The following is a 13266-nucleotide window of genomic DNA, read 5'->3' on the forward strand; positions in this document are numbered from 1 at the left end:
GGGGGGTATGGTCTTAAGCGTACGGAACAGTTTCGTTCGGACGGAGGATGCGGAATGACCGAGGCGATGGCGGCTCGGCGCAGCCGGATCACCCCCGAGCGGCAGGCCGAACTGCACGAGGCGGTCCTCGACCTCCTGCGTGACGTCGGCTACGAGGCGCTGACCATGGACGCGGTCGCCGCCCGGACGAAGTCCAGCAAGGCCACCCTCTACCGCCAGTGGGGGAGCAAGCCGGAACTGGTCGCCAAGGCCCTGCGGTGCACGCAGCCCGTCTCGCTGCGCGAAATCGACACGGGCACCCTGCGCGGGGACTTCGCGCGCATGGTGGCGCACTCGGACGACGCGCAGATGGCCAAGGACACCGCGCTGATGCGGGGTCTGGCCCACGCCGTCCACGAGAGCCCCGAGCTCCACCAGGCGCTGCGGGACCTGCTGGTCGACCCCGAGATCAACGGCCTCCAGGACATGCTCCAGCGCGCGGTCGACCGGGGCGAGATCCGCCCGGACTGTCCCGCTCTGGATTTCGTACCCCACATGCTCATCGGGGCGTTCATCGCGCTCCCGCTGATCGAGGACCGGCCCGTCGACCGTGCCTTCCTCGGTGACTTCATCGACGCCGTGGTGTTCCCCGCCCTCGGCGTCTGACCCTCCCCGTCCCCACCACCGCCTTCCGCTGCTCCTGACACGCCGCTCTCGTCGTCGGGCCGGCTCACCACGCCCTGATCCGCCTCGGATCCATCCCACGACCTGAACGGGAGAACCACCGACGTGGCCACCTTCCTCTACCGGCTCGGCCGGGGCGCCTTCCGGCGCCGCCGCCTCGTCGCCCTCGTCTGGGTGGCGCTGCTGTTCGTCGCCGGCTTCGGCGCCGCATCGGCCTCCGCGCCCACCTCCGGCTCCTTCTCCATACCCGGCACGGAGGCCCAGAAGGCCTTCGACCTGCTGGACCAGCGCTTCCCGGGCATGGCCGCCGACGGCGCCACCGCCCGTATCGTCATCAAGGCCCCCGAGGGCGCCAAGGTCACCGACCCCGGCACCAAGACCGAGGTCGAGAAGATCGTCTCCGAGCTGAAGTCCGGCCCGGGCGCGCAGCAGATCTCCTCGGTCGCCGACCCGTACCAGTCCCAGGCCGTGAGCCAGGACGGTTCCACCGCCTACGTCAGCGTCAAGTACGACGTCAGCGGCATGGAGCTGACGGACGCGGCGCGCGACGCGCTGAAGGACTCCGGCAAGGAAGCCACCGCCGCGGGGCTGAACGTCCAGATCGGCGGCGACGCCCTGATGGAGACCCCCGCGACCGGTTCCGGCGAGATCATCGGCATCGCGGTCGCCGCGATCGTCCTCGTCATCACCTTCGGCTCGCTGATCGCGGCCGGACTGCCGCTGCTGACCGCGCTGATCGGCGTGGGCATCGGCGTCTCCTCCATCACCGCGCTCGCCAACGTGCTGGACCTGGGCTCGACCACCTCCACCCTCGCGATGATGATCGGCCTCGCGGTCGGCATCGACTACGCGCTCTTCATCGTCTCCCGCTACCGCGCGGAGCTCGCCGAGGGCCGTGACCGCGACGAGGCCGCCGGCCGGGCCGCCGGAACCGCCGGCTCCGCCGTCGTCTTCGCCGGTCTGACCGTGGTCATCGCCCTCGTGGGCCTGGCCGTCGTCAACATTCCGATGCTGACCAAGATGGGCTTCGCGGCCGCCGGAACCGTGGTCATCGCGGTCCTGGTCGCCCTGACGCTGGTCCCGGCCATCCTCGGATTCGCGGGCAAGAAGGTCCTCCCCGCCGGTACGAAGAGCAGGCTGTTCGGCAAGGGCCGCCCGGCCGGGGCCGAGCCCAAGGCCAACGGCGGCACCCGCTGGGCCCGCTTCGTCCTGCGCCGCCCCGTCATGGTGCTGCTGGCCGGCGTGATCGGCCTCGGCATCATCGCGATCCCGGCGAGCAAGCTGGAGATGGGCCTGCCGGACGACGGCGCCCAGCCGGTCTCCACCAGCCAGCGCCAGGCGTACGACCTGCTGTCCGACGGCTTCGGCCCGGGCTTCAACGGCCCGCTGATGGTGGTCGTGGACGGCGACAAGGCGCTCGCCGACAAGACCGTCGACCAGATCAAGGGGCTGGAGGGCGTGGCCGCGGTCACCCCGCCGAACCTCAACAAGGCCGGCGACGCGGGCGTCATCACCGTCATCCCCAAGGACCGCCCGTCCTCGACGCAGACCGAGGACCTGGTCCACGAGATCCGCGCGGTCAGCGGCGACGAGGTCCTCGTCACCGGCCAGACCGCGATGAACATCGACTTCTCGCAGAAGATGAACGACGCGCTGCTGCCCTACCTGGCGCTCGTGGTCGGCCTCGCCTTCCTGCTCCTGATGCTGGTGTTCCGCTCGATCCTGGTCCCGCTCAAGGCGGCGCTCGGCTTCCTGCTGTCGGTCGTCGCGGCCCTCGGCGCGGTCGTCGCGGTCTTCCAGTGGGGCTGGCTCGGCTCGCTGTTCGGGGTGGAGCAGACCGGCCCGATCATGTCGATGATGCCGATCTTCATGGTGGGCGTGGTCTTCGGTCTGGCCATGGACTACGAGGTCTTCCTCGTCACCCGCATGCGGGAGGCGTACGTCCACGGCGAGCGCCCCGGCCAGGCGGTCGTGACCGGCTTCCAGTACAGCGCCCGGGTGGTCGTGGCCGCCGCCGTCATCATGATCGCGGTGTTCGCCGGCTTCATCGGGGCCAGTGAGCAGATGGTCAAGATGATCGGCTTCGGTCTCGCCGTCGCCGTCTTCTTCGACGCCTTCGTGGTCCGCATGGCCATCGTCCCGGCCGTCCTCGCCCTGCTCGGGCACAAGGCCTGGTGGCTGCCGAAGTGGCTGGACAAGCTGCTGCCGAACGTGGACGTGGAGGGCGAGAGCCTGCGCAAGCACCTCGACGGCACTCCGGACTCTCCCGAGGGTCCGGACAAGGACCGCGAGCTCGTCAACGTCTGACCGGGCGGCTCCCGCGCGGCCCTGACCGTACGGCCGACCGCGCGGGCCCCGCACGACGGACCGGCCCCGTACCGCCTGATCGCCAGGTGGTACGGGGCCGGTCCGTTTGCGCCTACCGGGTGACGGAGGCGTACGTACGGCGCAGGAAGCGGCGCAGCACGGCGATGTCGAACTGCACCACGGCGACGCCCTCGGGGGAGTGGAACTCGACGACCGCCTGGACGCGGCCGCAGGGCCAGACGCGTACGTCCCCGGTCCCCGTCGGGGTCACCAGGCCGGCCTCCAGCAGGGCGCGGGGGAAGACCCACTCGTTGTCCGTGCCCTCGGGGGAGAGGTCCGCGGGGAAGACGATCCGGACGGCCAGGGGTTCGTCGGGGTCGAAGCGGAGGAAGGCCGGGACGGTCCGGTAGAGCGGGTCGTCGGTGATCACGCGTGCCCTGACGCGTTCCTCGACGGCGGCCGCGGTCGCGGTGGCCGCTCCGACGGCGGGCGGATTCTCGGCGGTCGCTGACATCGACACGACTCCTCGAAATCGGAACATATGAGTCCGTTTGTCCGTCAAGCCTCGCACATTCCGACGAAAGCGCACCGCTCTATTTGTGACGGCAGCGCTCTTGCCAACCGTTCGCAAGTGGGCACTATTCTTGAACGGTTAAAGACTTCGTAAGTCTGCGTGAGGAAGCGGAGCCATTCCATGCATGTGCCCGACGGATTCATCAACGCACCCGTCTCGGTGGCCGCCGGAGTGGTGGCCGTCGCCGCGGTGGGCGTCAGCCTGCGCGGCGCGCGCCGCGAACTGGGGGGCCCCTCTCAGGCCGAAGGCTCCGGGGGAGAGCGCACCGCACCGCTCGCCGGTCTCGTGGCCGCCTTCGTCTTCGCCGTCCAGATGCTGAACTTCCCGGTTGCCGCCGGCACCAGCGGCCACCTGCTGGGCGGGGCGCTCGCCGCGATACTCGTCGGCCCCTACACCGGCGTGCTGTGCGTCTCCGTGGTGCTCCTCATGCAGGGCATCCTCTTCGCTGACGGCGGGCTGACCGCGCTGGGCGTGAACATCACCGTCATGGGCGGCGTCACCGTGGTCGTCGCCTACGCGATCTTCCGCGGGCTCCTCAAGGTGCTGCCGCCCACCCGCCGCTCCGTAACCGCGGCCGCCTTCACCGGCGCCCTCGTCTCGGTGCCGGCGGCCGCCGCCGCCTTCACCGCCGTCTACGCCGTCGGCGGCACCACCGACGTCCCGCTCGCCAAGGTCCTCACCGCCATGGTCGGCGTGCACGTCCTCATCGGCATCGGTGAGGCCGCCATCACCGCCGCCACCGTCGGCGCCGTGATCGCCGTACGCCCCGACCTGGTGCACGGCGCGCGCGGGCTGCACACGCCGCTGAAGCTGCGCGTCGGCGGCGAGCTCGTCGACGCGCCCGCCGCCGAGGCCCCCGCGCCGGCCGCCCACCGCTCCACCCGGAAGTTCTGGCTCACCGGCCTGGTCACCGCCCTCGTCCTCGCCGGATTCGTCTCCTTCTACGCCTCCGCCAGCCCCGACGGCCTGGAGAAGGTCGCCGCCGACAAGGGCATCGACGCGAAGGTCGAGGACCACGCGGCCGCCGGCTCCCCGCTCGCCGACTACGGCGTCAAGGACGTCGAGGACCCGCGCCTGTCCGGCGGCCTCGCCGGGGTCATCGGCGTCGGCGCGACCGTCGCCGTCGGCACCGGGATCTTCATCACCGTGTCCCGCCGCCGCCGCTCCGACGAGCTCACCGCCGCCTCCACGGCGCCCCCCGCGGCCGGCTGACGTGGGAGCCGGCCACGCCCACAAGCTCTACCGGCACGGGCACTCGCCGGTCCACCGCCTGCCGCCGCACTGCAAGCTCGCCGCGGCCTTCGCCTTCGTGCTCGTCGTCGTGTCCACACCGCGCGAGGCGGTGTGGGCCTTCGGCCTGTACGCCGTCCTCGTCGCCGGGGTCGCCGCCGTGGCCCGCATCCCCGCGGGCTTCCTGCTGCGGCGCCTCGTGATCGAGGTCCCGTTCGTCGCGTTCGCCGTCCTCATGCCCTTCGTGGCGCAGGGCGAGCGGGTAGACGTACTCGGCATGTCCCTCAGCGTCTCCGGGCTCTGGGGCGCCTGGAACGTCCTGGCCAAGGGCACCCTCGGCGTCGCCGCCTCGGTGCTCCTGGCCTCCACCACCGAACTGCGGGCACTGCTGCTCGGCCTCCAGCGGCTGAAGCTGCCGCCGATGCTCGTACAGATCGCCTCCTTCATGATCCGCTACGGCGACGTGGTCACCGACGAGCTGCGCCGGATGTCCATCGCGCGGCGCTCGCGAGGCTTCGAGGCCCGCGGCGTCCGGCACTGGGGCGTGCTGGCCAAGACGGCCGGAGCCCTGTTCATCCGTTCCTACGAGCGCGGCGAGCGGGTCTACCTGGCCATGGTCAGCCGCGGCTACGCCGGCTCGATGCCGGTGATCGACGAGGTGACGGCCACGCGCACCCAGTGGGCGTACGCCGCCGTGCTCCCGGTGACCGCGCTCGCCGTCTGCCTGATGGGATGGACCCTGTGACGACCGCACCCTCGCTGGAGATCTCCGGCCTCGCCTACGCCTACCCCGACGGCCACCAGGCCCTCTTCGGAGTGGACCTGACCGTCGGGCGCGGCGAGCGCGTCGCCCTGCTCGGCCCCAACGGCGCCGGCAAGACCACCCTCGTCCTGCACCTCAACGGGATCCTGGCCGGCGGCGTCGGCTCCGTCACCGTGGCCGGGCTGCCCGTGGAGAAGCGGAACTTCGCCGAGGTCCGGCGCCGGGTCGGGATCGTCTTCCAGGACCCCGACGACCAGCTGTTCATGCCCACCGTCCGGGAGGACGTGGCCTTCGGCCCGGCGGCGGCCGGCCTGCGCGGCGCCGAACTGGAGGAACGGGTCCAAGGCGCCCTGGAGCAGGTCGGCATGGCCGGTTTCGCCGACCGGCCGCCGCACCACCTGTCCTTCGGGCAGCGCCGCCGGGTCGCGGTGGCGACCGTACTGGCCATGCGGCCCGAGATCCTGGTGCTGGACGAGCCCTCCTCCAACCTGGACCCGGCCTCGCGGCGCGAGCTCGCCGACGTCCTGCGGTCCCTGGACGTGACGGTGCTGATGGTGACCCACGACCTGCCGTACGCGCTGGAGCTGTGCCCGCGGGCCGTGATCCTCAGCGAGGGCGTCATCGCGGCCGACGGCCGCACCCAGGACCTGCTGTGCGACGAGCCGCTGATGCGGTCCCACCGCCTGGAGCTGCCGTTCGGCTTCGACCCGCGCTCGGTGCACGTGGCGTAGGGGCGCGGCACAGGGGACGTGGCATAAGGGCGCGGTGCCGGGTGTTGGACCGCTCGTGAACATCCAGGGTGAGGTGGCGGAGGGTTTCGAGGCCGTCCGCGAGGCATTCGTGCGCAACTTCGAGGTGCTGGGGGACCGGGGCGCGGCCGTTGCCGTGTACCGGGACGGGCGCCGGGTCGTCGACCTGTGGGCCGGGCCGAAGGACGCGGACGGGGCTTGTGACGGGGCCTGTGACGGGGCTTGTGACGGGGGCGCCGCCGCGCCGTGGGGGGCGGGGACCGCGCAGGTGGTCCGGTCGGCCACCAAGGGGGTCGCGGCCGCCGTGCCGCTGCTGCTGCACCAGCGGGGGCTGCTGGACCTGGACGCGCCGGTGGGCTCGTACTGGCCCGAGTTCAAAGCGGGCGGCAAGGACCGGGTCCTCGTACGGGACCTGCTCGCGCACCGGGCCGGGATACCCGCGCTGGACCGGAGCCTCACCCCGGCCGAGGCCGTCGACGGGACGTCCGGGCCGCGCGCCGTCGCCGGACAGCGGCCGTTCTGGGAGCCCGGCACCGACCACGGCTACCACGCGCAGACGTACAGCTGGCTGCTGTCGGAGCTGGTGCTGCGGGTGACCGGCACCTCGATCGGCCACTGGCTGGCGGCGGAGGTCACGGGCCCGCTCGGGCTGGACTTCTGGATCGGCCTGCCGGACGCCGAGGCGGCGGCCGGCCGGGTGGGCCGGGTCGCGCCCGTGGAACCGCCGGAACGGGCGGGCGCGCTGCGGGTCCGGCCGCGCAGGAACGTGTCCGAGGCGTACGCCGACCCCGCCTCCCTGACCCGGCGCGCCTTCGCCGCCATCGACCCGCTGCCGGACGAGAACGCCCCGGAGTACCGGGCCGCCGAACTCCCCGCCTCGGCGGGCACCGGCACGGCGCGGGCACTGGCCGGCTTCTACGCGGCGCTGCTGGACGACACCGAGGACGGCCGCCGCCTGTTCACCCCGCGGACCACCGCCCTCGCCGGGTCGGAGCTGTCCGCGGGCCCGGACCGGGTGCTCGTGGTGAACACCCGCTTCGGCCCCGGCTACATGCTGCACGGCGCGGCCTCACCGCTGCTGTCCCCGGCGTCCTTCGGGCACCCCGGGCGGGGCGGCTCGCTGGGCTTCGCCGACCCGGAGGCGGGCGTCGGTTTCGGGTACGTCACCAACGCCCTGGCCAAGTCGGTCACCGCCGACCCGAGGGCGCAGGCCTTGGTCCGGGCGGTGCGCGCCTGCCTTGATGCGGCGGGCGGGTCCGATTCCGGAGCCGGGCCCGGTTCCGGCCGGGGCTCTGCCGACGGCCGTTAGGCGGTGGCCGGCAGAGCCCGTACGTCGGCCAGTCGGGCGGGTGCGGCGCCACTGCCGGGGGCCCTGCCCCCGGACCCCCGCGCCTCAAACGCCGGCGGGGCTGGATTGGGGCCCCCGCGCCTCGAACGCCGGCGGGGCTGGATCGGGGCCCCGGGCCTCAGGCGGCGGTGGTTGGCAGGGGGCCGGGGGCCGGGGGGTGGGGTGGGGTCAGTTCGAGGTGAGGACCGAGGCTACGATCGGGCCCGCCGCGTCGCCGCCGTGGCCGCCGCCCTCGACCATCGCCGCCGCGGCCACGTCGCCGCTGAACCCGGTGAACCAGCTGTCCGGGCTGCCCGCGCCGTCGACCTCCGCGGAACCGGTCTTCGCGCCCTTGTCGCCGCCGACCGGCGCCATCGCCCTGGTGCCCGTACCGCCGGCCGCCGTCAGCCGCATCATCGACACCAGCTGCTGCTGCACCGCCGGCTTCATCCGGCGCTCCGCCGTCGCGACCGTACGCCCGTCGAGGTCCGGGGAGACCAGCAGCGGCTGGCGGAACACCCCGGTGCGCGCGGTCGCGGTGATCGACGCCACGTTCAGCGGGTTCATGGTGATCCGGCCCTGCCCGATGTACGCGGCGGCCTCCTCCGCGCCCGTGGCCGTCGGAACCTTGCCGTCGGTGGACTTGATGCCCGTCTTCCAGTCCAGCCCGATGCCGAAGACCTCCCGCGCCTCCTTCGACAGCGCCGCGTCGTCGCGCACGTCGTCGATCGGCTTGATGAAGGCGGTGTTGCAGGACTGGGCGAAGCTCTTCGCGAAGGTGGCGCCCGGCAGTTCGAAGTTCTTCAGGTTGTGGAAGGTGCGGCCTCCCCAGACCACGTCCTTCGTGCACTCCGCCGGCTTGTCGGCCGCGACCAGGCCGCGGTCCAGCAGCATGGCCGCCGTCACGACCTTCATCGTCGAGCCCGGCGCCCGGTTGCCCGTCATCGCCGCGTCGTAGCCGTCCGCGCGGTGGTTGGCGATGGCGAGGATGTGCCCGTTGCTCGGCTTGACCGCGACCACCGACGCCTCGGGGTACTCGGCGACCGCCTGCTCGGCCGCCGCCTGCACCTTCGCGTCCAGGTACGTCTTGAGGGTGCTCGGCTCGCCCTCCACCAGCGTCAGCAGGGTCCGCTTCGCCCCGTTCCCGTCGCCCGGCCCGATCCACAGTTCCACGCCGGGCTTGCCGCCGCCCTTGGCGCCGTACGTCTCGCGCAGCTGGGCCAGGACGGTCCGCAGCGAGGGGTACTTCTCCGCGGTCAGCTCCTCGCCGTTGCGGTCCACGGCCTTGACGGGCGGGCTCGCGGGCGCGCCCGCGCGCAGCGTGTCGCTCGGGCCCAGCTCCGGGTGGATGACCGAGGACTTCCAGTCGACCAGGGGCTTGCCGCTGGTCAGGCCGCGCACCACGGTCAGCCGGGAGTCGTAGACGAGGGGCTTGGTGACGCCCTCGTACGTGATTTCCGCGGCGACCTTGAAGGGCACGGTGGTCCCCGTCGGCGGGCCGGGGGTGATCACGGCCTTCGACACTAACGCCTTGGCCGTGAAGTCGCCGAGCGCGCTCTGCGCGGCCGCGGCGTTGTTCGTCAGGTCGGCGGCCTTCCTGCCGTCGCCTTCCGCCCACGCCGCCAGGAAGTCCTTCGCGGCCGCGGCGGCCTCCTTCTCGCCGACGGGGCCGCTGCCCTTCTCCGATGCGGTCTGGGCGCCGCCGGACGACCCGCCCCCGCCGTTCTCGTCTCCGACGAGCGCGTACACCCCGTACGACGTCCCGCCCACCATCGCCAGGAATACCCCACCGACGACGGCACTCTTCGCTGCCCCGTTCACTACTGGTCCCTCCCCCGGGAAACACGTCACTTCTCTGAACATGTTCAAAGAACCTCAGGTGCAGACCTTACGCTGTGCATACACCATGATTCACCCTTGTTACCGGACCGGAACATCTTTCAGGAGCCCCATGAACCCCATGAGCCCCATGAGCGGCGTGCGCGAGGTGGAAGCGGCCCGGGTGGACGGGCCGCCCCCGGAGCTGGTCTGGTACACGGCGTACGGCTCGAACATGCACCTGGACCGGCTGAACTCCTACATCGCCGGAGGTGCCCCGCCGGGGTCCCCGCACCGCTACCCCGGGTGCCGCGACCGGCGCGCCCCGGCGCGGTCGCTCCCCGTCGAGCTGCCCGGCCGGCTGTACTTCGCCACGGAATCCGCCGTGTGGACCGGCGGCCGGGGCTTCTACGACCCGGCGCCCCCGGGCCGGACGCGGGCGCGGGCCCACCTGGTGTCGGCGCGGCAGTTCTCCGACATCGCGGCCCAGGAGATGTACCGGGATCCCGGCGCCGACCTCGACCTGACCACGGTGCTGCGCACGGGCCGCGACGAACTCGGGCCCGGCCGGTACGAGACGCTGATCTGCCCCGGCGCGCTGGAGGGCGTCCCGGTGCTGACCTTCACGGCGCCCTGGGCCATGGGGGACGTGGACTGGGCCGCGCCCTCCGCCCCGTACGTACGGCTCCTGGCGACCGGCCTGCTGGAGTGCGGCCCGTGGGACCGGCGCTCCGTAGCCGCCTACCTCGCCCGCTGCCCGGGCGCGGCCGGCCACTGGACCGAGGCCCGGATCACGGCCCTCCTCACACCCCCTGACGGCGCCGCCGCCGGACGGACCCGCTAGACCCAGGTGTCCAGCCACATGCGGTGGCGCCAGGAGTCCATCGGGAGGGTCTGGCCCGTGTAGATGGGCCAGAAGTAGATGAAGTTCCACACGATCAGCAGGACCAGCACGCCCGACCCGATCGCGCCCAGGGCCCGTCTGCGTTCCGATGAGCCCGCCGGGCCCAGCAGGGCGCCGATCATCATCGCCACCGCCAGGCACAGGTACGGGACGAAGACCACCGAGTAGAAGAAGAAGATGGTCCGCTCCTGGTAGTTGAACCAGGGCAGCAGGCCCGCGCCCAGTGCGCACGCGATCGCGCCCGCCCGCCAGTCGCGGCGGGAGAACCACCGCCACAGCACGTACAGCAGCGCGAAGCAGCCCGCCCACCACAGCAGCGGGGTGCCCAGGGCCAGCACCTCGCGGGCGCACTTGCCCGCCTCCGTCGCCGGGCAGCCGTCCGTGCCGGGTTCGGGGGACTCGTAGAAGAAGGAGACGGGCCGGCCCAGGACCAGCCAGCTCCACGGGTTGGACTCGTAGGTGTGCCCGGAGGTCAGGCCGACGTGGAACTTGTAGACCTCGGTCTCGTAGTGCCACAGGCTGCGCACCCACTCGGGCAGGAACGACAGGGAGCTGCCCTGGTCGTTCTTGGCGGCCCAGTCGCGCAGGTAGCCGCCCTTGCCGTTGTCCGGGCTGAAGATCCAGCCCGACCAGGAGGCCGCGTACGTCGCCACCGCCACCGGCACCGTCGACACGAAGGCGGGCAGCGCGTCGCGCCGCAGCATCGAGGCGTACGGGGCGCCCGCGCCCGCCGTGCGGCGCGCGGCGGCGTCCCACAGGACGGTCAGGACGCCGAAGAAGGCCAGCGCGATGAAGCCGTTCCACTTCGTGCCCGCGGCCAGGCCCAGGCACACGCCGGCCAGGAGGCGGTACGGCCGCCAGCCCAGCCCCAGCGTCTCGGCGATCTTCATGTCGGGCCGGGTACGGCCCTCCGCGTCCACCGGCAGCGCGTCGGCGAGTCTGGCCCGGGTCCGGTCCCGGTCGATGAGCAGCGCCCCGAACGCGGCCAGCACGAAGAACATCAGCACCAGGTCGAGCAGCGCGGTCCGGCTCATCACCAGGTGCAGGCCGTCCACCGCCAGCAGCGCGCCCGCCAGGCAGCCGAGGAACGTGGAGCGCAAGAGGCGGCGCCCGATCCGGCACAGCATCAGCACCGAGAGCGTGCCGAGGACGGCGGTCATGAACCGCCAGCCGAAGGGGGTGAGGCCGAACATCCACTCGCCGAGCCCGATGACCCACTTGCCGACCGGCGGGTGGACCACGTACCCGGGGTCGACCGGCAGCGGCACGCCGTCCGGGTTGGCGAGGATCGACTTGTCGATGTCCTTCGGCCAGCTGGCCTCGTAGCCCTGCTTGACCGTGGCCCAGGCGTCCTTGGCGTAGTACGTCTCGTCGAATATCACCGCCTTCGGGCTGCCCAGGTGCACGAACCGCAGCACACCGGCGACCATCGCCACCAGCAGCGGACCGGCCCACGAGACGATGCGCTGCCAGGTGCCCCACACCCCGGGCGGCAGCCCGAAGGTCGCCCACAGCTGCGCCGACGGCCTGGCGTACGGGGGCACCAGGCGGGTGCGGGCGTCGGGGCGCGGCGCCGTCCCCGCCGGGGGCGCGTAGCCGAAACCGCGCAGGCGGCCCAGCCACGTGGGGGGCTCTTGTGCGCGTCCCGCGGGCGGGGCGGGCGGGGCCCCCGCGGGGCTGGGCGGCGGCGTCGCGGTACTGGTCACCGGGTCATCGTAGGGAACCGATCTGTGGGAGCCCCAGTCGCCGCGTACCCGACGGGCGAGCCGGGCCCCCGGCGGCGGCCCACGGTGGCTGCGTGGCGGCCCGGCGGCGCTCCGGGCCGGGGCCCGCGGCGGGGCGGGACGGCCGGAAGGACTGAGAGGATGGGCCGGTGACAGCTGACCAGCCCCGCGGTACCGAACCCGTCCACACGCCCGCCGGCCAGGCAGGCGTCCTCGTCCTCGCCGGGACCCCGATCGGCGACCTGGCGGACGCCCCGCCACGGCTCGGCGCCGAGCTGGAGCGGGCCGACGTGATCGCCGCCGAGGACACCCGGCGGCTGCGCCGGCTGACGCAGGGGATCGGGGTGCACACCACCGGGCGCGTGCTCTCGTACTTCGAGGGCAACGAGTCGGCCCGCACCCCGGAGCTGGTCGAAGCCCTGGAGGCGGGCAAGCGGGTGCTGCTGGTGACCGACGCGGGCATGCCCTCCGTCTCGGACCCCGGCTACCGGCTGGTCGCCGCCGCCGTGCTGAAGGACATCAAGGTCACCGCCGTGCCCGGGCCGTCCGCGGTGCTCACCGCGCTCGCGCTCTCCGGGCTGCCGGTGGACCGGTTCTGCTTCGAGGGCTTCCTGCCGCGCAAGGCCGGCGAGCGCCTGGGCCGGCTGCGCGAGGTCGAGGGCGAACGGCGCACGCTCGTCTACTTCGAGGCCCCGCACCGGCTCGACGACACCCTCGCCGCCATGGCCGAGGTCTTCGGCGCCGACCGGCGGGCGGCCGTGTGCCGCGAGCTGACCAAGACGTACGAGGAGGTCAAGCGCGGCGGGCTCGGCGAGCTGGCGGCCTGGGCCGCCGAGGGCGTCCGCGGGGAGATCACCGTCGTCGTCGAGGGCGCCCCGGCGGCCGGGCCCGGCGACGTGGACGCCGAGGAGCTGGTGCGCAGGGTGCGGGTGCGCGAGGAGGCGGGGGAGCGGCGCAAGGAGGCCATCGCGGCGGTCGCGGCCGAGGCGGGAGTACCCAAGCGCGAGGTGTTCGATGCGGTGGTCGCGGCAAAGAACGCGGCACAAAAGGTGCCCGCATCCGGTAAAGAGCTAACCTGAAAGGCAAAGCTCAGACCGCGCACCGGGCCCTTCGGGCATGAGTCGCCCAAGGACCGTCCAACACTCGACCGAGCCTGATGCGCTCCCGCCCGAAGAGGCGTCCACTGGCCATGGCACCAGTGGAACAA

Annotated in this window: 11 protein-coding genes; 8 read left to right on the plus strand and 3 right to left on the minus strand. The window is 72.9% G+C overall.

Translation table 11 applies throughout. The annotated features are described in order from the left end of the window. The first annotated feature begins 54 nt into the window (after positions 1-54). A complete protein-coding gene (locus tag OTB16_RS20600; RefSeq protein ID WP_267721748.1) occupies positions 55-645 on the plus strand; it encodes a TetR/AcrR family transcriptional regulator in 591 nt (196 codons plus the stop codon). 123 nt (positions 646-768) lie between these two features. Then, a complete protein-coding gene (locus OTB16_RS20605; protein WP_267721750.1) occupies positions 769-2970 on the plus strand; it encodes an MMPL family transporter in 2202 nt (733 codons plus the stop codon). A 112-nt stretch (positions 2971-3082) separates the two neighbouring features. On the opposite strand, the gene OTB16_RS20610 is transcribed toward OTB16_RS20605, so the two are convergent. Continuing rightward, positions 3083-3484 (minus strand): SsgA family sporulation/cell division regulator, encoded by a 402-nt coding sequence (locus OTB16_RS20610; RefSeq protein ID WP_267721751.1) that lies wholly within the window; start codon positions 3482-3484, stop codon positions 3083-3085. Between the two features lie 180 nt (positions 3485-3664). On the opposite strand from OTB16_RS20610, the gene OTB16_RS20615 reads away from it, so the two are divergent. Genes OTB16_RS20615 through OTB16_RS20630 form a run of 4 tightly spaced genes read left to right on the plus strand, consistent with a single transcriptional unit; the run spans position 3665 to position 7595 of the window. Then, entirely contained in the window at positions 3665-4756 is a 1092-nt protein-coding gene (locus OTB16_RS20615) for an energy-coupling factor ABC transporter permease (protein WP_267721752.1), read from the plus strand. A 1-nt stretch (position 4757) separates the two neighbouring features. Beyond that, positions 4758-5519 carry a cobalt ECF transporter T component CbiQ gene (gene cbiQ / locus OTB16_RS20620; RefSeq protein ID WP_267721753.1) on the plus strand — a complete coding sequence of 254 codons (762 nt, stop codon included), beginning with the start codon at positions 4758-4760 and terminating at the stop codon, positions 5517-5519. Next, on the plus strand, positions 5507-6268 hold the full coding sequence (locus OTB16_RS20625; RefSeq protein ID WP_267721754.1) for an energy-coupling factor ABC transporter ATP-binding protein: 762 nt from the start codon (positions 5507-5509) through the stop codon (positions 6266-6268). The genes cbiQ and OTB16_RS20625 overlap by 13 nt, the downstream gene beginning before the upstream one ends. A gap of 55 nt (positions 6269-6323) precedes the next feature. Beyond that, positions 6324-7595, plus strand: coding sequence for a serine hydrolase domain-containing protein (locus tag OTB16_RS20630; protein WP_267721755.1), 1272 nt, complete (start codon positions 6324-6326; stop codon positions 7593-7595). Between the two features lie 207 nt (positions 7596-7802). Here OTB16_RS20630 and OTB16_RS20635 read toward each other — a convergent pair whose 3' ends face one another. Then, complete coding sequence (locus OTB16_RS20635; protein ID WP_267721756.1) at positions 7803-9434, minus strand: penicillin-binding transpeptidase domain-containing protein; 1632 nt, start codon at positions 9432-9434, stop codon at positions 7803-7805. Between the two features lie 139 nt (positions 9435-9573). Here OTB16_RS20635 and OTB16_RS20640 point away from each other — a divergent pair, with 139 nt between their 5' ends. After that, a complete protein-coding gene (locus tag OTB16_RS20640) occupies positions 9574-10275 on the plus strand; it encodes a histone deacetylase (RefSeq protein WP_267721961.1) in 702 nt (233 codons plus the stop codon). Here the strand turns inward: OTB16_RS20640 and OTB16_RS20645 are convergent. Further along, positions 10272-12041: a dolichyl-phosphate-mannose--protein mannosyltransferase gene (locus tag OTB16_RS20645; protein ID WP_420717758.1), complete on the minus strand. Its 1770-nt coding sequence runs from the start codon at positions 12039-12041 to the stop codon at positions 10272-10274. The two genes, OTB16_RS20640 and OTB16_RS20645, sit on opposite strands and share 4 nt — an antisense overlap. 167 nt (positions 12042-12208) lie before the next feature. Here OTB16_RS20645 and rsmI point away from each other — a divergent pair, with 167 nt between their 5' ends. After that, on the plus strand, positions 12209-13138 hold the full coding sequence (rsmI, locus tag OTB16_RS20650) for a 16S rRNA (cytidine(1402)-2'-O)-methyltransferase (RefSeq protein WP_267721757.1): 930 nt from the start codon (positions 12209-12211) through the stop codon (positions 13136-13138). Positions 13139-13266 lie beyond the last annotated feature (128 nt).

This window comes from Streptomyces antarcticus (genome assembly GCF_026627255.1).
Taxonomy (GTDB): domain Bacteria; phylum Actinomycetota; class Actinomycetes; order Streptomycetales; family Streptomycetaceae; genus Streptomyces; species Streptomyces antarcticus.